The organism is Haemophilus parainfluenzae (genome assembly GCF_900450995.1).
Taxonomy (GTDB): Bacteria; Pseudomonadota; Gammaproteobacteria; order Enterobacterales; family Pasteurellaceae; genus Haemophilus_D; species Haemophilus_D parainfluenzae_O.
Genome location: NZ_UGHY01000002.1, coordinates 609941 through 633509, shown reverse-complemented (window position 1 = coordinate 633509; position 23569 = coordinate 609941). Strand labels below are relative to the sequence as shown.

Annotated in this window: 25 protein-coding genes and 1 pseudogene; 17 read left to right on the top strand and 9 right to left on the bottom strand. The window is 40.0% G+C overall.

Features of this window, described 5'->3' with window-relative positions; genetic code table 11:
• The first annotated feature begins 32 nt into the window (after nucleotides 1–32).
• From uppS to DX522_RS03130, 14 genes and pseudogenes are all read left to right on the top strand, one after another.
• Nucleotides 33–752, top strand: coding sequence for a polyprenyl diphosphate synthase (gene uppS, locus DX522_RS03190; protein WP_115179787.1), 720 nt, complete (start codon nucleotides 33–35; stop codon nucleotides 750–752).
• Between the two features lie 11 nt (nucleotides 753–763).
• Nucleotides 764–1630, top strand: coding sequence for a phosphatidate cytidylyltransferase (locus DX522_RS03185; protein WP_070591628.1), 867 nt, complete (start codon nucleotides 764–766; stop codon nucleotides 1628–1630).
• 8 nt (nucleotides 1631–1638) lie between these two features.
• Nucleotides 1639–2970: a sigma E protease regulator RseP gene (gene rseP, locus DX522_RS03180; RefSeq protein WP_115179786.1), complete on the top strand. Its 1332-nt coding sequence runs from the start codon at nucleotides 1639–1641 to the stop codon at nucleotides 2968–2970.
• Nucleotides 2971–2996: 26 nt separating this feature from the next.
• Nucleotides 2997–5375: an outer membrane protein assembly factor BamA gene (gene bamA, locus DX522_RS03175; protein WP_115179785.1), complete on the top strand. Its 2379-nt coding sequence runs from the start codon at nucleotides 2997–2999 to the stop codon at nucleotides 5373–5375.
• Nucleotides 5376–5478: 103 nt separating this feature from the next.
• A complete protein-coding gene (locus tag DX522_RS03170; RefSeq protein ID WP_115179784.1) occupies nucleotides 5479–6087 on the top strand; it encodes an OmpH family outer membrane protein in 609 nt (202 codons plus the stop codon).
• 12 nt (nucleotides 6088–6099) lie between these two features.
• Complete coding sequence (lpxD, locus tag DX522_RS03165; RefSeq protein ID WP_115179783.1) at nucleotides 6100–7125, top strand: UDP-3-O-(3-hydroxymyristoyl)glucosamine N-acyltransferase; 1026 nt, start codon at nucleotides 6100–6102, stop codon at nucleotides 7123–7125.
• Nucleotides 7126–7220: 95 nt separating this feature from the next.
• Nucleotides 7221–7670, top strand: coding sequence for a 3-hydroxyacyl-ACP dehydratase FabZ (gene fabZ, locus DX522_RS03160; protein ID WP_115179782.1), 450 nt, complete (start codon nucleotides 7221–7223; stop codon nucleotides 7668–7670).
• A gap of 23 nt (nucleotides 7671–7693) precedes the next feature.
• On the top strand, nucleotides 7694–8482 hold the full coding sequence (gene lpxA / locus DX522_RS03155) for an acyl-ACP--UDP-N-acetylglucosamine O-acyltransferase (RefSeq protein ID WP_049363211.1): 789 nt from the start codon (nucleotides 7694–7696) through the stop codon (nucleotides 8480–8482).
• Between the two features lie 95 nt (nucleotides 8483–8577).
• Nucleotides 8578–9747 (top strand): lipid-A-disaccharide synthase, encoded by a 1170-nt coding sequence (lpxB, locus tag DX522_RS03150; protein ID WP_115179781.1) that lies wholly within the window; start codon nucleotides 8578–8580, stop codon nucleotides 9745–9747.
• Complete coding sequence (gene rnhB, locus DX522_RS03145; RefSeq protein WP_115179780.1) at nucleotides 9740–10342, top strand: ribonuclease HII; 603 nt, start codon at nucleotides 9740–9742, stop codon at nucleotides 10340–10342. The genes lpxB and rnhB overlap by 8 nt, the downstream gene beginning before the upstream one ends.
• A 35-nt stretch (nucleotides 10343–10377) precedes the next feature.
• Complete coding sequence (locus DX522_RS12040; RefSeq protein ID WP_410002735.1) at nucleotides 10378–10500, top strand: hypothetical protein; 123 nt, start codon at nucleotides 10378–10380, stop codon at nucleotides 10498–10500.
• A gap of 20 nt (nucleotides 10501–10520) precedes the next feature.
• Nucleotides 10521–11705 (top strand): annotated as a pseudogene (locus DX522_RS03140) (SLC13 family permease); the annotation flags it as partial.
• A gap of 78 nt (nucleotides 11706–11783) precedes the next feature.
• Nucleotides 11784–12137: a helix-turn-helix domain-containing protein gene (locus DX522_RS03135; protein ID WP_115179779.1), complete on the top strand. Its 354-nt coding sequence runs from the start codon at nucleotides 11784–11786 to the stop codon at nucleotides 12135–12137.
• A complete protein-coding gene (locus tag DX522_RS03130; protein ID WP_115179778.1) occupies nucleotides 12122–12943 on the top strand; it encodes an IS3 family transposase in 822 nt (273 codons plus the stop codon). The genes DX522_RS03135 and DX522_RS03130 overlap by 16 nt, the downstream gene beginning before the upstream one ends.
• A gap of 57 nt (nucleotides 12944–13000) precedes the next feature.
• Here the strand turns inward: DX522_RS03130 and aspA are convergent, their stop codons facing one another.
• From aspA to ureA, 9 genes are all read right to left on the bottom strand, one after another.
• A complete protein-coding gene (gene aspA, locus DX522_RS03125) occupies nucleotides 13001–14419 on the bottom strand; it encodes an aspartate ammonia-lyase (RefSeq protein WP_115179777.1) in 1419 nt (472 codons plus the stop codon).
• 155 nt (nucleotides 14420–14574) lie between these two features.
• The gene (locus DX522_RS03120; protein WP_115179776.1) at nucleotides 14575–15387 is read right to left on the bottom strand and encodes an urease accessory protein UreD; all 813 of its coding nucleotides are present in this window, start codon (nucleotides 15385–15387) and stop codon (nucleotides 14575–14577) included.
• 53 nt (nucleotides 15388–15440) lie between these two features.
• Nucleotides 15441–16076 carry an urease accessory protein UreG gene (ureG, locus tag DX522_RS03115; protein ID WP_115179775.1) on the bottom strand — a complete coding sequence of 212 codons (636 nt, stop codon included), beginning with the start codon at nucleotides 16074–16076 and terminating at the stop codon, nucleotides 15441–15443.
• A gap of 84 nt (nucleotides 16077–16160) precedes the next feature.
• Entirely contained in the window at nucleotides 16161–16868 is a 708-nt protein-coding gene (locus tag DX522_RS03110; protein WP_115179774.1) for an urease accessory protein UreF, read from the bottom strand.
• Entirely contained in the window at nucleotides 16853–17416 is a 564-nt protein-coding gene (ureE, locus tag DX522_RS03105) for an urease accessory protein UreE (RefSeq protein ID WP_115179773.1), read from the bottom strand. Before ureE ends, DX522_RS03110 begins: the two co-directional genes overlap by 16 nt.
• Before the next feature lie 254 nt (nucleotides 17417–17670).
• A complete protein-coding gene (locus tag DX522_RS03100; protein ID WP_049374962.1) occupies nucleotides 17671–18291 on the bottom strand; it encodes a glutathione S-transferase in 621 nt (206 codons plus the stop codon).
• A gap of 37 nt (nucleotides 18292–18328) precedes the next feature.
• On the bottom strand, nucleotides 18329–20047 hold the full coding sequence (ureC, locus tag DX522_RS03095; RefSeq protein ID WP_115179772.1) for an urease subunit alpha: 1719 nt from the start codon (nucleotides 20045–20047) through the stop codon (nucleotides 18329–18331).
• Nucleotides 20048–20058: 11 nt separating this feature from the next.
• Nucleotides 20059–20364, bottom strand: coding sequence for an urease subunit beta (ureB, locus tag DX522_RS03090; protein WP_049374960.1), 306 nt, complete (start codon nucleotides 20362–20364; stop codon nucleotides 20059–20061).
• A 109-nt stretch (nucleotides 20365–20473) separates the two neighbouring features.
• The gene (gene ureA / locus DX522_RS03085) at nucleotides 20474–20776 is read right to left on the bottom strand and encodes an urease subunit gamma (protein ID WP_049374959.1); all 303 of its coding nucleotides are present in this window, start codon (nucleotides 20774–20776) and stop codon (nucleotides 20474–20476) included.
• A gap of 169 nt (nucleotides 20777–20945) precedes the next feature.
• Here ureA and DX522_RS03080 point away from each other — a divergent pair, with 169 nt between their 5' ends.
• The 3 genes from DX522_RS03080 to DX522_RS03070 all read left to right on the top strand — a co-directional run bounded on the left by DX522_RS03080 (nucleotide 20946) and on the right by DX522_RS03070 (nucleotide 23565).
• The gene (locus tag DX522_RS03080; protein ID WP_049374958.1) at nucleotides 20946–21236 is read left to right on the top strand and encodes a co-chaperone GroES; all 291 of its coding nucleotides are present in this window, start codon (nucleotides 20946–20948) and stop codon (nucleotides 21234–21236) included.
• Nucleotides 21237–21258: 22 nt separating this feature from the next.
• Nucleotides 21259–22905 carry a chaperonin GroEL gene (groL, locus tag DX522_RS03075; protein WP_005696764.1) on the top strand — a complete coding sequence of 549 codons (1647 nt, stop codon included), beginning with the start codon at nucleotides 21259–21261 and terminating at the stop codon, nucleotides 22903–22905.
• 111 nt (nucleotides 22906–23016) lie between these two features.
• On the top strand, nucleotides 23017–23565 hold the full coding sequence (locus tag DX522_RS03070) for a YecA family protein (protein ID WP_115179771.1): 549 nt from the start codon (nucleotides 23017–23019) through the stop codon (nucleotides 23563–23565).
• Nucleotides 23566–23569 lie beyond the last annotated feature (4 nt).

Sequence of the window (23569 nt, the reverse complement as noted above, 5' to 3'; positions counted from 1 at the left end):
AAAGTGCGGTCATAAAATCCGAATGTTTTAGAATGAAAGAACTTGATAACAATAATATTCCCGAACACGTTGCCATCATAATGGATGGTAATGGGCGCTGGGCGAAGCAACAAAATAAGCTGCGTATTTTTGGCCATACAAATGGTGTGGCAGCAGTGCGCCGTGCGGTGAGTTATGCACGACAAACTGGTGTTAAATTTTTGACGTTATATGCATTTAGCAGCGAAAACTGGAATCGTCCCGAGCAAGAAGTGAGCGCTTTAATGACACTCTTTATGCAAGCGCTTGATCGAGAAGTCAAAAAATTACACAAAAATAATATTCGTTTAAAGATTATCGGTGATGTTTCTCGTTTTAGTGAAAAATTGCAAGAGAAGATCGCAAAAGCAGAAAATTTAACGGAAAATAATACCGCACTTACCTTAAATATTGCGGCGAATTATGGTGGTTGTTGGGATATTGTTCAAGCGACCCAACAATTAGCTGAAAAAGTAAAAGATAATGAGATTTCGGTGAGTGATATTAATGAATCACTTTTCCAGCAACATTTAGTCACACAAGATGAGCCGCCAGTCGATTTATTAATTCGCACAAGCGGTGAGCAGCGTATTAGCAATTTCTTGCTTTGGCAAATTGCGTATGCGGAATTGTGTTTTTTAGATGTGCTTTGGCCGGATTTTAGTGAAAAAGATTTTAATCAGGCTATTGCCTGCTATCAACAACGTCATCGCCGTTTTGGCGGGACAGAATAAGCGGAGAACTTATGCTTAAAGAACGTGTATTATCAGCCATTGTGTTGATTGCTTTGGTATTATGTGCCTTGTTCTTATTTACCCCATTTTATTTTGCCCTAGCCCTAGGCTTTGTGGCGACGCTTGGTATCTGGGAGTGGGCTCAATTTGCTCGTTTTAAAAATCCTTTAGCACGCCTTTGTATCGCGGCATTTTTAGGTGCATTTATTTTCCTTTGGCTTTATAACGAAGGTAATTATTTGGATGCGGGTCGGGTATTTGAAAACTACTTACCGTTGTTATTGCTAAACTCTGTCGGTTGGTGGGCACTTGCATTGGTGTTAGTGGTGACTTATCCAAGTTCAGCGAAGTTTTGGGGCAAAAATATTCCTTTACAACTCTTGTTTGCGTTTTCTACGTTGATTCCTTTTGTTGCCGCCGTCTTACGTCTACGTTTAGATAATTACACTGCTGATCCACATCATGGTTTATTCTTATTACTATATGTATTTGTATTAGTATGGGCAGCTGACTCAGGTGCATATTTTGCTGGACGAGCTTTTGGTAAGCACAAACTTGCACCGAAAGTATCACCTGGGAAAACATGGCAAGGCGTATTTGGTGGCATGATCACTGCAGCTGTATTGGCATTTGTATTTATCCATTTCTCAGGTGAAACCTTATTAGGTAGTCGTGCAATGAGTGGTTTTATTGTGCTTTCTGTGGCAACAGTGGCTATTTCTGTATTGGGTGACTTAGCCGAAAGTATGTTTAAACGTGAATCAGGCATTAAAGACAGTAGTCAATTAATTCCAGGCCATGGCGGTATTTTAGATCGTATTGATAGCTTAACAGCCGCAGTACCATTCTTCACATACTTCTATTTCTTTGTGTTATAGGATAGAACATGTCGTTTTTGTGGTCGCTTGGCTCATTTATTGTTGCAATTGCTGTGCTGGTTGCTGTACATGAATACGGTCACTTTTGGGCCGCAAGAAAGTGCGGTATTAAAGTTCATCGTTTTTCGATTGGCTTTGGTAAAGTGATTTGGCGACGCACAGATAAATTAGGCACTGAATTTGCGATTTCAGCCATTCCGCTTGGCGGTTATGTAAAAATGCTTGACGGGCGAAATGAAGAAGTTCCCGCAGAATTAAAATCGCAGGCATTTGAAAGTAAATCTGTTGCGCAACGTGCTTTTGTGATTGCTGCAGGTCCCCTTGCTAATTTTATTTTTGCGATTTTGGCATATTGGGTGATTTATTCTGTTGGGATTCCGAGTGTTAAACCGGTCATTGAAAACGTCACACCAAATTCTCCAGCTGCGATGGCTCAAATTGAACCGAATAGCCAGATTTTGGCAATTGATGGGAAGAATACCCCCGATTGGGAAACCATTAATTTATTGCTCACTGATAAGTTAGGTTCTGATTCGGTTGAACTCACATTAACGCCTTTTGGTGAAGACCAACCTTATCAACGAACCATTAATCTGCAAAATTGGACATTTGAACCAGATAAAGAAACAGCATTTGAAACATTAGGGATTAATCCCGTTTCAAGTAAAGTGGAGATGACATTATCAAAAGTGGTGGAAAACTCTCCAGCAGAAAAAGCGGGCTTATTGATTGGTGATAAAATTTTATCAGAAAATTCGACCGCACTTGACTGGAAAGCTTTTGTTGCACAGGTACAACAAGGTCAGCCTTTTACAATCAAGGTCGAACGTAATCAAGAAATTTTTAATAAAACCTTGCAACCTGAGAAGAATCGAGATGGTAAATGGTTTGTTGGGCTAAGTCCGACTTTCTTAAAAGTTGGCGAACAGTATCGAACTGAATTAAAATATGGTATTCTTGATGCCCTACAAAAGGGTGTGGAAAAAACAGGCCAAATTTCTTGGTTTATTGTGAAGGCAATCGGAAAATTATTTAGTGGCGAGCTTTCATTTTCCAGTTTGGCGGGGCCAATTTCAATTGCACAAGGTGCAGGCGCATCTTCTAACGCAGGTGTGATTTATTTCTTAAGTTTTCTTGCGTTGATTAGTGTGAATTTAGGCATAATGAATTTATTTCCGTTGCCAGTTTTAGATGGTGGACATCTCGTATTTTTGGCGGCGGAAGCTATCAAAGGAAAACCTGTTTCAGAACGGGTACAAAATTTAAGTTATCGTATAGGGCTCATAATCTTGTTAATTCAAACAATTTTTGTGCTTTTTAATGATTTCTTACGTTTATAACTATTGTTTTTTATAGGATAAAGTCGATGAAAAAACTTCTAATCGCAAGTTTATTATTCGGTACTACAACGAGTGTATTTGCGGCACCCTTTGTAGCAAAAGACATTCGTGTTGACGGTGCTCAAGGAGACTTAGAACAGCAAATTCTAGCAAGCCTTCCTGTTCGTAGTGGTCAGCGTGTAACGGATAAAGATGTAGCCAATATTGTACGTTCATTATTCGTAAGTGGACAGTTTGATGATGTTAAAGCTTTCCAGGATGGCGATGCATTAGTTGTGAGCGTTATTGCGAAACCAATCATTTCTGAAGTGAATATTAAAGGTAATTCAGTTATTCCAACAGAAGCATTAAAACAAAACCTTGATGCAAATGGTTTCAAGAGTGGTGATGTTTTAAATCGTGCGAAATTAGAAGAGTTTGCGAAAACCTTAAGAGAACATTATAAGAGTGTAGGTCGTTATAATGCGAAAGTTGATCCGATCGTGACAACTTTACCAAATAACCGCGCAGAAATTACGCTTCAAATTGATGAAGATGATACGGCAAAACTTCGTTCAGTGACTTTTAATGGAAATGAAGTGATTTCTAGCAGTAAGTTACAAGAACAAATGGAGCTTCAACCAGATTCTTGGTGGAAACTTTGGGGGAATAAGTTTGATGGTTCTCAGTTTGATAAAGATATTCAAGCTATCCAAGATTACTACCAAAATAATGGTTATGCCAAAGCTAGAGTGACAAAAACAGATGTTCAATTAAATGAAGAACATACAAAAGCAGATGTGACTATTGATGTAAGTGAAGGTGAAAAATACAATTTAAGTTCTGCTCGTATTGTTGGTAACTTAGGTGGTATGGCTAATGAGTTACAACCATTATTAAGTGAACTTCACTTAAATGATACTTTCAGACGTTCAGATGTACAATACGTAGAAAGCTTAATTAAAGATAAATTAGGTGAACGTGGTTACGGTAGTGCAACAGTGAATACTGTACCAACTTTTGATGATGCAAATAAAACATTAGCATTAACCTTTGTAGTTGATGCAGGACGTCGTTTATCTGTACGTCAAGTTCGTTTTGAAGGTAATACGGTTTCTGCAGATAGCACATTGCGTCAAGAAATGCGTCAGCAAGAAGGGACTTGGTATAACTCACAATTAGTTGAGTTAGGTAAAGTACGTTTAGATAGAACAGGCTTCTTTGAGAGCGTAGAAAATCGTATTGAACCAATTCAAGGTTCTAATGATGAAGTAGATGTCGTATATAAAGTAAGAGAACGTAATACTGGTAGTATTAACTTTGGTATCGGTTATGGTACAGAGAGTGGTATCAGCTATCAAGCAAGTGTGAAACAAGATAACTTCTTGGGAACTGGTGCCGCGGTAAGTTTAGCCGGTACACGTAATGACTATGGTACAAGTGTAAATTTGGGTTATACAGAACCATACTTTACTAAAGATGGGGTAAGTTTAGGTGGAAACGTATTCTATGAAACTTACGATAACTCGAAAAGTGATACTTCATCAACCTATAAACGTACAACTTACGGTGGTAATGTCACATTAGGATTCCCTGTTAATGAGAACAACTCATATTATGTGGGATTAGGTTATACTTATAATAAAATCAGTAACTTCGCGTATGAATACAACCGTGATTTATACATGAAGTCAATGAATTTAACTGGAAACTCAATCAAAACTAATGATTTTGATTTCTCATTTGGTTGGAACTACAACAGCCTAAACCGTGGCTATTTCCCAACTAAAGGGGTAAAAGCAAGTTTAGGTGGTCGTGTCACCATTCCTGGATCTGACAATAAATATTATAAATTAAGTGCTGAGCTTCAAGGCTTCTACCCATTAGATCGTGATCATCGTTGGGTATTATCAGGAAAAGCAACCGCTTCTTATGCAAATGGCCTAGGCGGTAAACGTGTACCGTTCTATCAACTTTATACGGCAGGTGGTATCGGTTCATTACGTGGTTTTGCTTATGGTGCGGTAGGCCCTAATGCGATTTATCAAGATAAATATCACCAATGGTATCAAAGTACAGATGTCGTTGGTGGTAACGCGATGGCTACAGCAAGCGTGGAACTTATTGTTCCAACCCCATTTGTTGGAGATAAAAGCCAAAATAGCGTAAGAACCTCACTTTTCGTTGATGCAGCGAGCGTTTGGAATACAAAATGGAAATCAGATAAAGAAGGCTTAAAATCATCTCCGATTTATGCAACATTACCTGATTACAGTAAAGCAGGTCGAGTCCGTGCTTCAACTGGTGTCGCTTTCCAATGGCAATCACCAATTGGACCATTGGTATTCTCTTACGCGAAACCAATCAAAAAATATGAAAATGATGATGTAGAACAATTCCAATTTAGTATTGGTGGTTCTTTCTAATAAATTGAACTTTTACGTTCTATTTAAGTCAAAATCTTCGTTCTGTGTCAGTGAGTTAGCTGACACAGAAATATTCACTAAACTAATTTAAGGAAATTCAAATATGAAAAACGTAGTAAAAGTTACCGCACTTTCTTTAGGTCTTGCACTTGCATCAGGTTTTGCTTCTGCAGATGAAAATATCGCATTCATCAACGCGGGTTATTTATTTCAAAATCACCCAGATCGTCAAGCTGTAGCAGATAAGTTAGATGCAGAATTCAAACCAATGGCGGATAAACTTGCTGCAAGTAAGAAAGAAATTGATGACAAAATTGTAGCATCTCGTAAAAAAGTAGAAGAAAAAGTTGCAGCTTTACAAAAAGATGCACCTCGTTTACGTCAAGCTGAAATTCAAAAACGCCAAGAAGAAATCACTAAATTTGGTTCAGATGAAGAAGCTGCATTAAATAAATTAATGCAAGAGCAAGATAAAAAAGTGGCAGAGTTCCAAGAGTTAAACGAAAAACGTCAAACTGAAGAGCGTGGTAAATTATTAGAAAGCATTCAAGTTGCAACTAATAATTTAGCAAAAGCAAAAGGTTATACTTATGTTCTAGATGCTAACTCTGTAGTCTTTGCAATAGATGGTAAAGATATTACTGAAGAAGTATTAAAATCTATTCCAGCAACTGAAAAAGCAGCTCCAGTAAAAACTGAAGAGAAAAAATAATAGGTTCTCATAATGCAAAAATCCTATTCTTTACAGGAATTAGCAGCAAAAGTCGGCGGTACCCTTCGCGGTAACGCCGACGTTGTCGTTAATAATATTGCCGCATTGTCAAAAGCAGAACCTAACCAGCTTACCTTCATTTCTAATGCAAAATTCCGTCCTTTATTAGCTGAATCTAAAGCAGGTATTGTTGTCGTGTCAGAAGCGGATGTGGAATTTTGCTCACCTGAAAGTAACTTACTTATCGTCAAAGATCCTTATGTTGCTTACGCCGTATTAGCTCAATATATGGATACCACTCCGAAAGCGGCTCAAAATATCCACCCAAGTGCTGTTATTTCTGAAAAAGCGTCAATTGGTAAAAATGTATCAATTGGTGCAAATGCCGTTATTGAAGAAGGTGTTGTATTAGGCGATAACGTGATTATTGGCGCGGGTTGTTTTGTGGGTAAATTCACAAAAATTGGTGAGGGTACACAGCTTTGGGCAAACGTAAGCGTTTATCATGAAGTAGAAATTGGACAAAATTGCTTAATTCAATCAGGAGCAGTCATCGGTAGTGATGGTTTCGGTTATGCGAATGATCGTGGTCGCTGGGTGAAAATTCCACAGGTAGGTCAAGTGATTATTGGTAATAATGTCGAAATCGGTGCTTGCACTTGTATTGATCGTGGTGCCTTAGATGCGACTGTCATTGAAGACAACGTCATTATTGATAATCTTTGTCAAATTGCCCATAACGTTCATATTGGTACAGGTACAGCGGTGGCTGGCGGTGTGATTATGGCGGGTAGCTTAAAAGTGGGCCGTTATTGTTTAATTGGCGGAGCAAGTGTGATTAATGGTCACATGGAAATCTGTGATAAAGTAACCGTGACAGGCATGGGCATGGTGATGCGTCCAATTACTGAGCCAGGCGTATACTCATCAGGTATACCATTACAAACCAATAAAGAGTGGCGAAAAACAGCCGCACTTACCTTGGGAATTGATGGTATGAATAAACGATTGAAAGCCCTAGAGAAAAAACTTGGTTAAGATTTTAAAACGTACCTTTGGGTGCGTTTTATTTTTATACAGAAATATCGTATAATCTCAATGTTTTATTATTATTTATTTTAAAGGTATTAGACGTGTCAGAGAATCGAGTAAGTAAAGTGATTGAAGCAAAAGAAATTATGACCTTATTGCCACATCGTTATCCATTTTTATTAGTGGATCGCGTGTTGGACTACAAAGAAGGTGAGTGGTTAAAAGCAATTAAAAATATTAGTGTAAACGAACCTTGCTTTACTGGTCATTTCCCGAGTGAACCGATTTTACCTGGTGTGTTAATTCTTGAAGCTTTGGCACAAGCAATGGGATTGCTTGCATTTAAAACCCATGAATTAAAAGGTGGCGAATTATTCTATTTCGCAGGTATTGATGAGGCGCGTTTCAAACGCCCAGTATTACCTGGAGATCAAATGGAATTGAACGTTCAAGTGATTAAAGAACGTCGTGGTATTACAGCATTCACGGGTATTGCAACCGTAAACGGTGAAGTAGCTTGTGAAGCCAAATTAATGTGTGCTCGTCGATAATTAAAGAAAATTAAGGGGTAAGTATGATCCACCCAAGTGCAAAAATTCACCCGACCGCGCTTGTCGCTGATGGCGCAGTTATTGGCGAAGATGTTGTTATCGGTCCTTTTTGTATTATTGAAGGAAGTGTTGAGATTAAAGCACGTACTGTTTTAAATTCTCACATTGTCGTGAAAGGTGACACCGTGATTGGTGAAGATAACCAGATTTATCAATTTGCCAGCATTGGTGAAGTAAACCAAGATTTAAAATATAAGGGTGAAGCAACAAAAACCATTATTGGTAATGGAAACCGTATTCGTGAGCATGTGACGATTCATCGCGGCACTATCCAAGGTGGTGGTGTAACACGTATTGGTAATAACAATTTACTCATGGTAAACGTACATGTTGCGCATGATTGCCAAATCAAGAACAACTGTATCTTAGCAAATAACGCAACACTTGCTGGTCATGTTGAATTAGACGATTTTGTGATTGTTGGTGGAATGTCTGCGATTCATCAATTTGTGATTGTAGGGGCACACGTTATGCTAGGTGGTGGTTCTATGGTTAGCCAAGATGTGCCACCTTATGTGATGGCTCAAGGTAACCATGCACAACCTTTTGGTGTTAACCTTGAAGGATTAAAACGTCGTGGTTTTGATAAACCAACCATGCATGCGATTCGTAACGTCTATAAAATGATTTACCGCAGTGGTAAAACCCTTGAAGAAGTATTGCCTGAAATTGAACAAATTGCACAAACTGAATCTGCAATTAGTTTCTTTGTGGAGTTCTTCAAACGTTCTACCCGTGGCATTATTCGCTAATTAACGTTTCTTTTCTCATTAAGAGAAAGTGATGAATAACAAAGAGACCGCACTATGATTTGTTCAAAGTGCGGTCGTTTTTTAGGATAAATTTAATGATAAAAGAAAATCCGACTATTGCGATTGTTGCCGGTGAAGTATCTGGCGATATTCTTGGTGCAGGTCTCATTCAAGCGCTTAAACGCTACTATCCGCAAGCTAAGTTTGTCGGGATTGGCGGAGAGCGAATGATTGCTCAAGGTTTTGAAAGCTTTTTTGATATGGAAGAGCTCTCTGTCATGGGGCTAGTAGAGGTCCTCAAACATTTGCCCCGATTGCTAAAAATTCGTCGCAGTATTATCGAACAACTTTCTGATATTAAACCGGATGTATTTATCGGTATTGATGCACCGGATTTTAATCTTACTGTTGAACTGAAATTAAAAGAAAAAGGAATTAAAACCATTCATTACGTGAGTCCATCTGTCTGGGCTTGGCGTCAAAATCGTATTTATAAAATTGCTAAAGCAACCCATCAAGTATTAGCTTTTCTTCCTTTTGAAAAAGCCTTTTATGATCGTTTTAATGTGCCTTGTCGTTTTATTGGCCATACTATGGCAGATGCGATTCCATTAAAACCAAATAGAACGGAAGCTTGCCAAACCTTAGGTATTGATGAAAAAGGACGTTATCTTGCCATTTTAGTGGGAAGCCGTGGTAGCGAAGTCGGGTTTCTTACTGAACCATTTCTAAAAACTGCTTTGTTATTAAAAGAAAAATATCCAGACTTGCAGTTTTTAGTTCCTTTGGTGAATGAAAAACGTCGCCAGCAATTTGAGGAAATAAGGGCTCAGATTGCACCTGATCTCGATATGCATTTAATTGATGGTAAAGCACGCCAAGTGATGATTGCCGCCGAAGCGACTTTACTTGCTTCGGGTACCGCAGCGCTTGAGGCGATGTTGTGTAAATCACCAATGGTAGTGGGCTATCGAATGAAGCCGTTCACGTATTTCTTGGGAAAAAGATTAGTCAAAACAAAATATATTTCATTACCTAATTTATTAGCGGATGAAATGCTTGTACCAGAAATGATTCAAGAAGATTGCGAACCGCAAAAATTAGCAGAACAACTTGCTCAGTATTTGGGCGATGACGAAAGTGCGGTCAAATCTCGCAGTGTTTTAATTCAACGTTTTACTGAATTACACAAATTAATTCAATGTGATGCGGATAGCCAAGCCGCACAAGCTGTAATTGATTTATTGGAGCAAAAACATGACTGATTTTGTTTATCCTGAAGGTTATCAAGTATTTGCGGGCGTGGATGAAGTAGGACGTGGGCCTTTAGTAGGGGCAGTAGTAACGGCTGCAGTGATCTTAGATCCTAATAATCCGATTGCAGGTTTAACAGATTCTAAAAAGCTCAGTGAGAAAAAACGTCTTGCACTTGCAGCAGAAATTAAAGAGAAAGCCTTAGCTTGGGCAATGGGACGAGCAGAGCCAGCTGAGATCGATGAACTGAATATTCTTCATGCTTCCATGCTAGCGATGGAACGAGCAGTAAAAGCCTTAAAAATTCAACCGCACTTTGTGTTGGTGGATGGCAATCGTGTTCCGCCTAACCTTGATTTACCAGCTCAAGCGGTAGTGAAGGGGGATTCACTTGTCGCTGAAATTAGTGCTGCTTCTATTTTGGCAAAAGTTGCGCGAGATCAGGAAATGGAAGAGTTAGATAAAAAACACCCTGAATATGCCTTTGCTCAACATAAAGGGTATCCGACCAAATTACATTTAGAAAAATTAGCTGAGCTTGGTCCTTTATCAGAGTATCGTCGTAGTTTTTCACCCGTGAAGAAAGCATTAGGCATAGAAGAATAGTTAGAGTGAAAGGTCGTAAGATTAAAGGATAGAGTGTGAATACCATTCTTGATCATGCACTTTGGGTGAGCCCATTATTTTGGACATTAATGTTGCTTGGCGCAGCGATCATTTTATTTGTGCATAATAAAATTCGTATGGATGTGATGGCATCTTGAAAGTTGCGGGAAATAGTGAAGCTAAAGTGCTTATTTTACTGATGCTTTCAGTGGCTGGATTAGGCGCATTTATGAGCTCCACTGGCGTGGTTGCGGTGTTTATCCCTGTTGTAATAATGATTTGTCGTCAAATGAATATTTCACCAAAACGCTTAATGATACCATTAAGCGTGGCAGGATTAATCAGTGGGATGATGACGTTAATCGCGACAGCCCCTAACCTTGTGGTGAATGCGGAATTAGTGAAAGATACGAATCTTCGCCTTGAATTTTTTGATTTCACGCAATCGGATTATTGATCTTAGTGCTAGGTATGGGTTATATGCTTATTGCCCGTCGATGGCTTTCTGATAATAACGATGAAAGCAATCAAGATACCATGCAAAGCTCCATGAATGAGCTAATTAATGAATATGGTTTGAAAGATCGTACCAAACGTTTGGTGGTGAAAAGCACGTCCCTTTTCGTGGGTAAAACCTTAGATCAACTTCATTTGCGTTCTAGCTATCAATTAAATGTATTGGCGATTGGCGTCTCATTCAAGCAATGCGTGATCGTTGAAAAGATTTCCTTGTATTGAATTATCCGAAAGAAATAGAGCGTGCCTTACCCGCTCAACGTCAAGCACCACTAGCCTTACTATCCATTTTAACTATGGTGGTACTGATGGTTTCAGGTGCTGTGCAGAATGTTATAGCTGCCTTGATTGGTTGTTTAATGTTGGCTTATTTCCGTTGCGTGGACGCTAAAAGTGCTTACGATTCCATTCAGTGGCCAAGTCTTATTTTGATTATCGGAATAATGCCATTTTCGACCGCACTTCAAAAAACAGGTGGGGTAGAGTTTGCGGTGAAATGGCTGACTCAAATCATTGATGGCTGGGGAATGTATCCTGTATTGATTGTGCTCTTTGTATTTTGTGCATTAGTCGGATTGTTTATTTCGAATACAGCCACTGCAACTTTGATGGCACCCATTGCGATTTCTCTTGCTCAGCAACTTAATGTGTCTCCTGTGCCATTTGCGATGGTCGTCGCCATAGCCGCTTCTGCTGCATTTATGACACCAGTCTCTTCTCCAGTGAATACCATGGTGGTGGGGCCGGGGGCTATAAATTTGCTGACTTTATTAAAATCGGCGTACCGTTTACCTTAATTGTTATGTTGGTAACTGTTTTTATTGTGCCAATATTATTTCCATTTTAGATGAAAAAGAGCGATCAGATTGATCTGCACCCCAAAAGTTGGACTCAACAAACCAACAATTGAGGTGCAGATTTTTTTATGGGTAAACACTACGCAATCGAATTTAAATTACAGGTTCTTCAACCTATTTTGAATGGGAAAATGAGTATTAGAGAAGCCGCGCGTTTTTACAATATTCCTTCCAACGCCCTAGTCGGGACATGGTTGAAACGGTTTGAAAAAAGTGGCATAAAAGGACTGATTCCCCGTAAACCATCAGGAAGACCGCCAATGAAACCTAAATACGCCAGAATGCCACCGCCCCCCAAAACTGAAGAAGACCGTTTACGCCTGAGAATTTTACAGCTTGAAGCGGAGGTGGCCTACCTAAAGGAGTTGAGAAGGCTCAGACTTCAGGACGAAGCCGAGCAACAGAAATTATCCAAAGGTTAAGAACACGCTATCCGTTAAAATGGCTTTTAGGCTTTGCACAGTTAGCGCGTAGTACGTTTTTTGCGAAACTTCAGATTAAACCGGATAAGGATGAGTTGTTGAAAAAGACCATTCAACACATCAAAGCCAATCATCCTGATTATGGCTACCGACGTGTTCATGCCAGCTTGCCAGGCGTGAATCATAAAAAAGTTCAACGTTTAATGCAGACACTTGGGCTTCAAGTGCGGTCAAGAAAAAGCAAGAAATTTACGACCTATCGTGGCACGATAGGGGTGATTGCCCCAAATCATATTGAACGTAATTTTAGCGCAACAGCCCCGAAACAAAAATGGGTGACCGATATCACCGAGTTTAAGGCGAAAGATGGGAGTAAAGTCTATTTATCTCCAATTTTAGAGTTATTTAACAATGAGATAGTCTCCTATAATCTCAGCTATTCCCCAAACTGGGCGCAAGTAGAGGACATGTTAATGCAAGCCGTCAAAGGATTAAATAAAGCTTGTGGTGTCATTTTACATTCAGACCAAGGTTGGCAATATCAAATGGTAGCTTATCGTCGAATCTTGGCTGAATATGGCATTATTCAAAGTATGTCGAGAAAAGGGAATTGCTTGGACAATGCCGCGATGGAAAGTTTCTTTGGGCGATTAAAAACGGAATGTTTTTATGGTCGAGAATTTAAAACAAAAGAAGAGATAGTTGATGCTGTCATAAATTATTTGGATTACTATAATCATCGACGGATTCAACTAAAATTAAAAGGACTGAGTCCGATACAATATCGAAAACAATCCTTTAAATAACAGTCTAACTTTTTGGGGGCAGATCAGATTGACCGCTCTTTTTATCTCTCAGCGAGATTATTTATTTAATTTCGCTTTGTAAGTTGGGTTCATTAAGTTTTCTACAGAAAGAATGTCATCTAATTGTTCTTCTGTTAATAAACCTTTTTCTAATACCACTTCACGTACGCCTTTACCTGTTTGAGCACAGATTTTACCCACTAAGTCGCCGTTGTGGTGACCGATAAATGGATTCAAGTAAGTCACGATACCGATTGAATTAAACACGTAGTTTTCACAAATTTCTTTGTTTACAGTGATGCCATCCACGCATTTATCGCGTAAGTTCACACAAGCATTCGTTAAAATGTCGATAGATTCGAACATTGCTTGACCAATCACTGGTTCCATTACGTTTAATTGTAATTGACCTGCTTCAGATGCGAAAGTCACAGTGGTATCGTTACCAATTACTTTAAAGCATACTTGGTTCACCACTTCTGGAACAACTGGGTTTACTTTTGCAGGCATGATAGAAGAGCCAGCTTGTAATTCAGGTAAGTTAATTTCTTTAATACCAGCACGTGGACCAGAAGAAAGTAAACGCAAGTCATTACATACTTTAGAAAGTTTTACTGCTGTACGTTTTAATGCACCGTGAACCATGACATAAGCACCACAGTCAGATGTTGCTTCAATTAAGTTTTCTGCTGGTACGCAAGCTAATCCTGTTACTTCAGCAAGATGTTTTACAACTAATTCTGTATAACCTTGTGGAGTATTTAAACCAGTACCGATTGCAGTCGCACCAAGGTTTACTTCAAGGAGTAAATCTGCAGTACGTTTTAAGTTACGAACTTCTTCTTCAAGTAATACGGCGAAAGCTTTGAATTCTTGACCAACAGTCATTGGCACCGCATCTTGTAATTGGGTACGACCCATTTTTAAAATATTCGCAAACTCTTTTGCTTTATTATCAAAACCGTCGTGTAAATATTGAATTTTATCGATCAATTTTAAGATGCTGTTATACACCGCAATACGGAAACCAGTAGGATACGCATCGTTGGTTGATTGGCTTGCATTAACGTGATCCATTGGGTTAATCACGTTATATTCGCCTTTTTTATGGGCAATTTTTTCAAGGGCAAGGTTAGCAACCACTTCATTGGTATTCATATTGACAGACGTACCTGCACCACCTTGATATACATCTGATGGGAATTGATCTAAGCATTTTCCAGTGGTAAGGATTTCATCACAAGCTGCTACAATCGCTTTTGCAATATCACTTGGAATTGCACCTAATTCACCATTGGCTAAAGCCGTTGCTTTTTTCACCATCACCATGCCACGTACAAATTCTGGTACGTCAGAAATAGTTACGTTAGAAATATTGAAATTTTCTACCGCTCTTAATGTATGAATACCCCAGTATGCATCTGCTGGTACATCACGTTCACCGAGTAAATCTACTTCTTTTCTAAATTGAGTCATTTGAATCACCTTTTCTGGTTAGTTAATTTGATGCCATTATAGAAATTTTAAGGGGAAAAAACTTGACCGAGATCACATTTTCAAGAAATGCTCTCAAGACATATTTTCATTTTTCGGATTAGTTTTTTTAGGGGAAAACAAGTTTTCTATCAATCTTACGCAGCTTTTAACTGCTCACCAATTTTCTCAAACAGGTTCTGAATTTGCTCTGCTCTATGCCCTAACACTCGCACAATCACCCCACCTTCATTCAACTGAGATATACCAAGAAGTAAGGATTTATCTGTTTCTTGCTGTTGAAGCTGTTGCGCTATCTTCTTAATTTCTGCAGATGTTTTTTGTAAGTTAATGTAAACCAATGATCCCTGATGTGAAAAACCTTCCATTTGGCTTAAAGCGGTTAAATTCATTTTAGCCGGCAACCACTGAATACAATCCAACATCAGCGGTTTAACTTTCCCATTTTCTTGCACAAGCTGAACTTTTAAATGAGAAGAAAATTGGCGAAATTCAAAACGTTCATCATTTGCCACTCGGCCAATAGCCACAATTTCACCATAAATGAGCGTACTCTCAGGTTGCACATTGATTAACGTTTTTTGCTTAAGAGCAGAATTCTTGTGCAAAACCAATGGATGAGGTAAGTAAAATAAACGACTTTTCTCAGCAAGTTGAATCAATGTATTTTGCTCGGCAAAATCCCCCTCATTCATTGCCTGAACTCGAGTAAATGCCTGCGTATTTAAAGAAAGTGCGGTAGATTTTTCGAGCGTTATTTGAATATCAACTCGATCCCCTGCCAATAATCCTGGCGAAGAAGACATTTGCATTGCACTAAGTCCATTTTCCCAAGAATCAGCATAAGCAGGTAACGTAATCACTTTGAAAGGTGGGGTGGCAAAATATTCCGCAAGCTGAGTTTTACCGCTTGGAGAAAGTTTAGTTGAGAGTTTGAGCGTACTGTTCATAATCGATTAAATTTGTAAAATTCCCCCTCCTCAAAAGAAGAGAGGAGAGTGCTTTATCTCACTAAGGCTTTAGGTTCTTCTATATTTTTCAATAAAGCATATTTTTCAATCCAGCCAATCACGCCATCGAGATTTTCTTTTTTCATTAAATTGGTAAAAATAAACGGTTGACCGTTACGCATACGGCGTGCATCGCTTTCCATAACGCTTAAATCAGCCCCAACGAATGGCGCTAGGTCAGTTTTGTTAATCACTAATAAATCAGAACGGGTGATGCCAGGACCACCTTTACGCGGGATTTTTTCGCCTTGTGCGACGTCAATCACGAAAATAGTCACATCTGCTAAATCAGGGCTAAAGGTGGCAGATAAGTTATCACCACCCGATTCGATAAAGACGATTTCTACATCAGGGAAGCGTGCAACCATTTCATCGACTGCTTCTAAGTTCATTGACGCATCTTCACGAATTGCAGTATGTGGGCAACCGCCCGTTTCAACACCCATAATTCGCTCTGGCGGAAGTAAACTATTTTTAGTTAAAAATTCCGCATCTTCTTGGGTGTAAATATCGTTAGTAATCACTGCCACGCTATATTCACTCGCCATTTCGCGAGTGAGTTTTTCAATTAAGGCTGTTTTGCCCGCACCAACAGGGCCTGCCACGCCAATTTTAATGTAGTTACGCATAATGTTCCTTTCGTTTTTGATGATCACAGAAAAAACTCATAAGCACTTCTGTAATAGTAAAATCTCAATAAAAAATGACCGCACTTACGACATATAAAGTCGCGTATAAAGTACTTCGTGTTGCATTGCTCGTATATCATTCGCCAGCGTTGCCGCACCAAGCCAATCTAAATCGGGTTCTAAACTTAATTCCACTGCTTGAACAAGAGATGCTCGTAAATCGAACAAAATATCTTGCCCGTCCATTTGACTAAGCGGAATAAGTTTTACGCCGTTAGTGATTGCACCAACTGCTGCGTTGTAGTAGAACGCATAGAGTGTGTCGGCTTTGCTTAAACCCATGGCTTGGGCAACCATTGCAAACACTATCGGGAAATAGCCCTGCACGCGTTTTTCCGCAATCGCTTGCTGGTAAGCTGTGAGCAACGCATGTGTTTCGTAGCGAATAAAAATTTTCAGCAATCGTACGCCGAGTTTGAAACTCCCTTCACGACTTTCGCGTGCAACTTTGGTGGCGGAAAGTTGCCAATCCAGTTCGCACAAGCGGTCAAAATTCCCCTCACACATTGCATCGAATGCAAGGGAAAGATACGCTCCGTCGTTGTAAATCCAGTTCTGCAACAGCTGGGTTTGCACATATTCTTCGAGGGTCGCTTTGTTTTCCACTATACCTTGCTGGACGAAGGTTTCCAAGCCGTTGGAGTGATTAAATCCACCAATCGGCAGGGTGGGATCGACCAAGTGCAACAACGCACCCAAATCTGCTAGGCTTCGGTTTAATGCTGGTGCCAATTTCCATCTCCGTGATGATGATAACTGCCATATGAATGTGTGTGATCGTGGCTGTGCGAATGCCCGTGCCCTTGTGCAGAATTTGCTCTTAACGCTTGGCTTAAACGGCGTTCTGCTTTTTGCGGATGAAATCCCGCGGCTTGCAGCCATTCAAACATCGGCTTATCGTAAGGTAATGTCACTTCATCACCATCTAAAAAGAGTGGCGAATGTTTATTGCCAATTTCATAACAAGCGCGAGCCATTTCTGGCAAGGTTTTCGGCGATAGCACAATGACTTCACTCGGTAAAATTTCAATCGCAATCACTAATTCATCACTGATAAACACCACGTCATCGTGTTTCAAGCGTTGCCCCTCTTTGAGTAAGCGAAAGGCAACTTCGCGCCCCGTATTCGTCGTTTTACGCAGAATGTTGCGCTCACTTTCATACCACTGCAATGCCACGCGTTCAATGGTTTGATGGGTAATTTTGCCTTCATCTTGAAGGCTAGTTAAATGACCTAAAATGGTATCCATAATAGGCAGAATGGGGTTGAGGATTTTCATTTTTGTATTACTTATTTTCTTCTCTAATTAAGGCTGCCAAATCTCCCCCTACCTCTCTTTGCTAAAGAGGGGATTTTCCTTATAAATTTTCTGTCATCTGACTCATTTATATTTGCCATATCAAAGTAGAACAATGATATAAACCCTCGCTCATTCTTTCCCCCTCTTTAGCAAAGAGGGATAGGGAGATTTGGCAAAAGAAAAAACAGAGAAATTAGGTTATTTAGACCAATTTCGTGACGCCACAAAAATGGTTACAAAGTTGGCTTTGTTTCTCTTAAAACCTCATATTTTTCATTCATCTCTGCCGCCCAAGCGGTTAAATTTGGAAATTCTTTTGCAAGCTCTAATCCAATTTTTTCTGCTCTAAACAAGAACCAATCAATGACTGCAACAGCCGTTAACGTACCAATGTTTAATTCCGTGCCAAATGGTTTTAAGTCTTGCTCAAGTCTTGCAAAACTTTGACGATTGCGTTCAGTTAGTTGTTGATGGCGAGCTGTCCACCATTCACTTTCAGGGCGAAGCATTTTTTCAGCCATCATCGGCACGGTGTTTTCCATAATGCCATCGGCTAAATTATGCAACGCTAACGCTGCCCAACGTGGCTTGCCACTTTCTGGAATGAGTTTAGGCTCTACCTTGCCTTTTTGGTCGAGATATTCGCAAATGAGCAAACTGCCATAAAGCCAATTACCACAATTACGTTCTAACGCAGGCACTCTACCCAGAGGATTCGCCTGATTATGCGGAGAGCTTGCATCAAATGATGAACCAATTTTAATCAGTTCTGTTTTGTCTAAGAGTTGTTGATATTTCAACGTTACCAGCACTTTACGTACATACGGGCTGGTAGTAGAGTACCAAAGTTTCATCGTAAATTCTCCTTAAAATTTGACCGCTCTTTTCTGCTTAGAACATAAAATATCGTTGTCCTAATGGCACCGTATCCACGGGTTCACAAGTGATAAGCTCCCCATCTACACGCACTTCATAGCGTTCTGGATCCACTGTAATTTCAGGCGTAGCATTGTTGTGAACGAGATCTTTTTTACCCACGCTGCGGCAGCCCTTCACGGCAATGGTTTCTTTGTGTAAACCGAATTTTGCACGAATATCCGCTTTTTCAGCCGCTTGTGAAACGAAGAATACGGCAGTTTGTGCCGTTGCTAAACCTTGTGTACCGTACATTGGACGGTAGAATACAGGTTGCGGTGTTGGAATAGAGGCATTTGGATCGCCCATTTTCGCATAGCTAATAAAACCTTTTTTAATTACTACTTCTGGTTTTACGCCAAAGAACATTGGTTTCCATAACACGATATCCGCAATTTTACCCACTTCTAACGAACCAATATGCTCCGCAATACCGTGTGCAATTGCTGGGTTGATAGTGTATTTCGCAATGTAGCGTTTAATGCGGAAGTTATCGTTTCCTTCATTGCCTAACTCACCACGTTGCATTTTCATTTTATCTGCGGTTTGCCATGTGCGAATCACCACTTCGCCAATACGTCCCATCGCTTGAGAGTCTGAACTCATAATCGAGAAGACGCCCATATCATGCAAAATATCTTCTGCTGCAATGGTTTCAGGGCGGATACGGCTATCGGCAAAAGCTACGTCTTCCGGCACGCGTTTATCTAAGTGATGGCAAACCATCAACATATCCAAATGTTCATCAATGGTGTTTTTCGTAAACGGACGAGTTGGGTTAGTTGAAGCAGGCAATACATTGGAATACATTGCCGCATTGATAATATCAGGCGCATGGCCACCGCCCGCACCTTCCGTATGGAACGTGTGAATAACACGCCCATTGATCGCTTTCATGGTATCTTCTAAAAAGCCACTTTCGTTAAGCGTATCGGTGTGAATAGCCACTTGGACATCCATTTCATCAGCGACGGTTAATGCAGAATCAATCACTGCTGGTGTTGCACCCCAGTCTTCATGGATTTTTAAACCTAATGCGCCCGCTTCAATTTGTTCACGTAGCGGATCTAAAGTTGAGCAGTTTCCTTTACCGAAAAATCCTACGTTAACAGGTAAAGCTTCTGCCGCTTGGAACATACGTTCCATATACCATGCGCCCGGTGTACAAGTTGTCGCGTGTGTGCCGTCAGCAGGGCCTGTTCCGCCACCAATTAACGTGGTAACACCGCTTTCAATCGCATGTTGTGCTTGTTGCGGACAAATAAAGTGAATGTGGGTATCAATACCGCCTGCAGTCGCAATTAAATGTGCGCCATTATGTACTTCCGTGCTAGCACCGATAATCATATTTGGCGTGACGTTATCCATAGTGTCAGGATTACCTGCTTGTCCGATGCCGACAATACGACCATCGCGAATACCAATATCTGCTTTGATAATGCCTAATTTAGCATCAATGATCATCACGTTGGTAATCACAAAATCCAATACATTCGGATTGTCGCGAGTTGCAGTGCCGCTTTGTGCCATGCCATCACGCACGCTTTTACCGCCACCAAATTTACACTCATCACCTTTGGTTAATAAATCTTGTTCAATGGTTGCCCATAAATTGGTATCGCCTAAACGGACTTTATCGCCAACGGTTGGGCCATAAGTTGCTACATATTGAGCTCTTGAAATTGTTAATGCCATCTTGCCCTACCTTATAATTTGCTATCAATTTGATTATGTAAGCCGTAAATAGTTTGCGAACCACCAAAAGCGACTAATTCGACTGATTTCACTTCACCGGGTTCAAAACGTACTGCATTGCCAGATGGAACATTTAAGCGCATTCCACGCGCTAAAGTGCGGTCAAATTTAAGAGCATTATTGGTTTCAAAGAAATGGTAATGGGAACCGACTTGGATTGGACGGTCGCCTGAATTGGTTACTTCGATTTTTATGGTTTTTCTGCCGACATTAGCGAGAATATCGCCTTCGGCTAATTGGTATTCGCCTGGGATCATATCTTGGTTCCTTGTAGGGTGGGCTTTAGCCCACCATTGATATTTTTATTTGGTGGGCTAAAGCCCACCATTGATATTTTTATTTGGTGGGCTAAAGCCCACCCTACGGTTATCTGATTGGATTATGCACGGTAACAAGCTTCGTGCCATCAGGGAAAGTAGCTTCAATTTGTACTTCGTGTACCATCTCAGCAACGCCTTCCATCACATCTTCAACGGTGAGTAGGGTTGCTCCATATTGCATTACCTCCGCCACACTCATTCCATCTCTGGCCGCCTCTTGTAAATGGCTCGCAATATAGGCAATACTTTCTGGATAATTTAATTTAACGCCACGTGCTTTGCGTTTTGCTGCAAGTTCGCCCGCGAGGAAAAGCATGAGTTTTTCTTGTTCTCTGGAAGTTAAGTGCATATCGTTATTCCTTTTTTTGTTTATTATGCAAGACGGGCAGAATTTTACGTAAAAAACGACAGAATAGGAAAAATATTTTATTAGATTTTTTTAATAATCCCCCTTGAAATCATAAAAATCCTCCTTATATAGGGAATGCGTTAACTAATTTTTAAGAAGGAAATTAATCATGAATATTCGTCCTTTACACGATCGTGTAATCATTAAACGTGAAGAAGTAGAAACTCGTTCAGCTGGCGGTATCGTATTAACTGGCTCAGCAGCGACTAAATCCACCCGTGCGAAAGTATTGGCAGTGGGTAAGGGTCGTATTTTGGAAAATGGCACCGTTCAACCTTTAGATGTAAAAGTGGGTGATACAGTCATTTTCAATGATGGTTATGGCGTGAAAAGTGAAAAAATTGATGGTGAAGAAATGTTAATCATTTCTGAAAACGATATTTTGGCTATTGTGGAATAATTTAAATTAAGGAAAAAAGAAAATGGCAGCAAAAGACGTAAAATTTGGTAACGATGCACGCGTAAAAATGCTTAAAGGTGTGAATGTACTAGCAGATGCGGTAAAAGTTACCCTTGGCCCGAAAGGTCGTAATGTAATTTTAGATAAATCATTTGGCGCACCAACTATTACTAAAGACGGTGTGTCTGTCGCACGTGAAATTGAATTAGAAGATAAATTTGAAAATATGGGTGCACAAATGGTGAAAGAGGTTGCCTCTAAAGCCAATGATGCAGCGGGTGACGGTACTACGACTGCAACAGTTCTTGCTCAAGCCATCGTAAATGAAGGCTTAAAAGCTGTGGCTGCAGGTATGAATCCAATGGATTTAAAACGCGGTATCGATAAAGCAGTAAGTGCGGTTGTTTCTGAGCTTAAAAATTTATCTAAACCTTGTGAAACTTCTAAAGAAATTGAGCAAGTTGGGACAATTTCTGCTAACTCAGACAGCATTGTGGGGCAATTAATTGCTCAAGCAATGGAAAAAGTGGGTAAAGAAGGCGTGATTACCGTAGAAGACGGTACAGGTCTTGACGATGAATTAGCGGTTGTGGAAGGGATGCAATTCGATCGTGGTTATTTATCACCTTATTTCATCAACAAACCAGAAACGGCAACTGTTGAATTAGACAACCCATACATTCTTTTAGTAGATAAAAAAGTATCCAACATCCGTGAATTGCTTCCAGTATTAGAAGGTGTGGCAAAAGCGGGTAAACCATTATTAATTATCGCTGAAGATATCGAAGGTGAAGCACTTGCAACTTTAGTAGTGAACACCATGCGTGGTATCGTGAAAGTTGCAGCAGTGAAAGCACCTGGTTTTGGTGATCGTCGTAAAGCAATGTTACAAGATATTGCGATCTTAACTGCTGGTACCGTGATTTCTGAAGAAATCGGTATGGAACTTGAAAAAGCGACATTAGAAGATTTAGGTCAAGCAAAACGTGTAGTCATCAACAAAGACAATACCACGATCATCGATGGTGTAGGTGATGAAGCTCAAATCAAAGGTCGTGTAGCTCAAATTCGTCAACAAATCGAAGAATCAACGTCTGATTATGACAAAGAAAAACTTCAAGAACGCGTGGCTAAACTTGCTGGCGGTGTAGCTGTAATTAAAGTTGGTGCAGCAACTGAAGTTGAAATGAAAGAGAAAAAAGATCGAGTGGACGATGCATTACACGCAACTCGAGCCGCAGTTGAAGAAGGTATTGTTGCCGGTGGTGGTGTTGCATTAGTTCGTGCAGCAACTAAAGTCGCGGCAACCTTAAAAGGTGATAATGAAGAACAAGATGTAGGTATCAAACTTGCATTACGTGCAATGGAAGCACCACTTCGTCAAATCGTCACTAACGCAGGTGAAGAAGCATCTGTTGTGGCAAGTGCGGTTAAAAATGGTGAAGGTAACTTCGGTTATAATGCAGGTACCGAACAGTACGGTGATATGATCGAAATGGGTATTTTAGATCCAACTAAAGTCACTCGTTCAGCGTTACAATTCGCAGCTTCTGTAGCGGGCTTAATGATTACCACAGAATGTATGGTGACCGATCTTCCAAAAGATGATAAAGCCGATTTAGGTGCTGCTGGAATGGGCGGTATGGGAGGCATGGGTGGAATGATGTAATTCCCCTTTGCGAAAGAAAGTGCGATCGTTTTTCTTTGTAGAAATACGATCGCATTTTTATTTGTGTGGTGCTACACTTTAATGGTTTTTGATGATCTTATAGGTATAACAATGACAATTTCCCAAACTGAACTTAATCAACAACTCAAATCTGCTGGTATTGGTATTAATGCAACTGAATTACATGGTTTTTTGAGCGGCTTAATTTGTGGTGGACTGAAAGACCAAAGTTGGTTACCACTTTTATATCAATTCAGTAATGATAACCACGCTTATCCAGCCGCATTAATTCAGCCAATTACCGAAATCTATGAACAGATTGGTAAAACCTTAGGGGATGTAGAAGGGTTTGATTTTGAATTGGGATTAACAGAAGATGAGAGCGTGTTTGCTCGCGCAGACAGCTTATCAGACTGGGCAAACCAATTTTTACTGGGTTTAGGTCTTGTTCAGGCAGAATTGGATAAAGAAAAAGGCGAAATTGGCGAAGCGGTAGATGATTTACAAGATATTTGTCAGCTTGGTTATGAGGAAGATGATAACGAAGAAGAACTTGCCGAAGCCTTAGAAGAAATCATTGAATATGTTCGCACCATTGCGATGTTGTTTTACACCCATTTCAACGATGATGCGCAAGAAATAAAACCGATATTACATTAAAAGG

What these genes read in the sequence shown, in the direction of transcription:
- uppS (WP_115179787.1), top strand. Translation starts at nt 33, where the DNA reads ATGAAAGAACTTGATAACAATAATATTCCCGAACACGTTGCCATCATA.
- DX522_RS03185 (WP_070591628.1), top strand. Translation starts at nt 764, where the DNA reads ATGCTTAAAGAACGTGTATTATCAGCCATTGTGTTGATTGCTTTGGTA.
- rseP (WP_115179786.1), top strand. Translation starts at nt 1,639, where the DNA reads ATGTCGTTTTTGTGGTCGCTTGGCTCATTTATTGTTGCAATTGCTGTG.
- bamA (WP_115179785.1), top strand. Translation starts at nt 2,997, where the DNA reads ATGAAAAAACTTCTAATCGCAAGTTTATTATTCGGTACTACAACGAGT.
- DX522_RS03170 (WP_115179784.1), top strand. Translation starts at nt 5,479, where the DNA reads ATGAAAAACGTAGTAAAAGTTACCGCACTTTCTTTAGGTCTTGCACTT.
- lpxD (WP_115179783.1), top strand. Translation starts at nt 6,100, where the DNA reads ATGCAAAAATCCTATTCTTTACAGGAATTAGCAGCAAAAGTCGGCGGT.
- lpxA (WP_049363211.1), top strand. Translation starts at nt 7,694, where the DNA reads ATGATCCACCCAAGTGCAAAAATTCACCCGACCGCGCTTGTCGCTGAT.
- lpxB (WP_115179781.1), top strand. Translation starts at nt 8,578, where the DNA reads ATGATAAAAGAAAATCCGACTATTGCGATTGTTGCCGGTGAAGTATCT.
- rnhB (WP_115179780.1), top strand. Translation starts at nt 9,740, where the DNA reads ATGACTGATTTTGTTTATCCTGAAGGTTATCAAGTATTTGCGGGCGTG.
- DX522_RS03135 (WP_115179779.1), top strand. Translation starts at nt 11,784, where the DNA reads ATGGGTAAACACTACGCAATCGAATTTAAATTACAGGTTCTTCAACCT.
- aspA (WP_115179777.1), bottom strand. Translation starts at nt 14,419, where the DNA reads ATGACTCAATTTAGAAAAGAAGTAGATTTACTCGGTGAACGTGATGTA.
- DX522_RS03120 (WP_115179776.1), bottom strand. Translation starts at nt 15,387, where the DNA reads ATGAACAGTACGCTCAAACTCTCAACTAAACTTTCTCCAAGCGGTAAA.
- ureG (WP_115179775.1), bottom strand. Translation starts at nt 16,076, where the DNA reads ATGCGTAACTACATTAAAATTGGCGTGGCAGGCCCTGTTGGTGCGGGC.
- ureE (WP_115179773.1), bottom strand. Translation starts at nt 17,416, where the DNA reads ATGAAAATCCTCAACCCCATTCTGCCTATTATGGATACCATTTTAGGT.
- DX522_RS03100 (WP_049374962.1), bottom strand. Translation starts at nt 18,291, where the DNA reads ATGAAACTTTGGTACTCTACTACCAGCCCGTATGTACGTAAAGTGCTG.
- ureC (WP_115179772.1), bottom strand. Translation starts at nt 20,047, where the DNA reads ATGGCATTAACAATTTCAAGAGCTCAATATGTAGCAACTTATGGCCCA.
- ureB (WP_049374960.1), bottom strand. Translation starts at nt 20,364, where the DNA reads ATGATCCCAGGCGAATACCAATTAGCCGAAGGCGATATTCTCGCTAAT.
- ureA (WP_049374959.1), bottom strand. Translation starts at nt 20,776, where the DNA reads ATGCACTTAACTTCCAGAGAACAAGAAAAACTCATGCTTTTCCTCGCG.
- DX522_RS03080 (WP_049374958.1), top strand. Translation starts at nt 20,946, where the DNA reads ATGAATATTCGTCCTTTACACGATCGTGTAATCATTAAACGTGAAGAA.
- groL (WP_005696764.1), top strand. Translation starts at nt 21,259, where the DNA reads ATGGCAGCAAAAGACGTAAAATTTGGTAACGATGCACGCGTAAAAATG.
- DX522_RS03070 (WP_115179771.1), top strand. Translation starts at nt 23,017, where the DNA reads ATGACAATTTCCCAAACTGAACTTAATCAACAACTCAAATCTGCTGGT.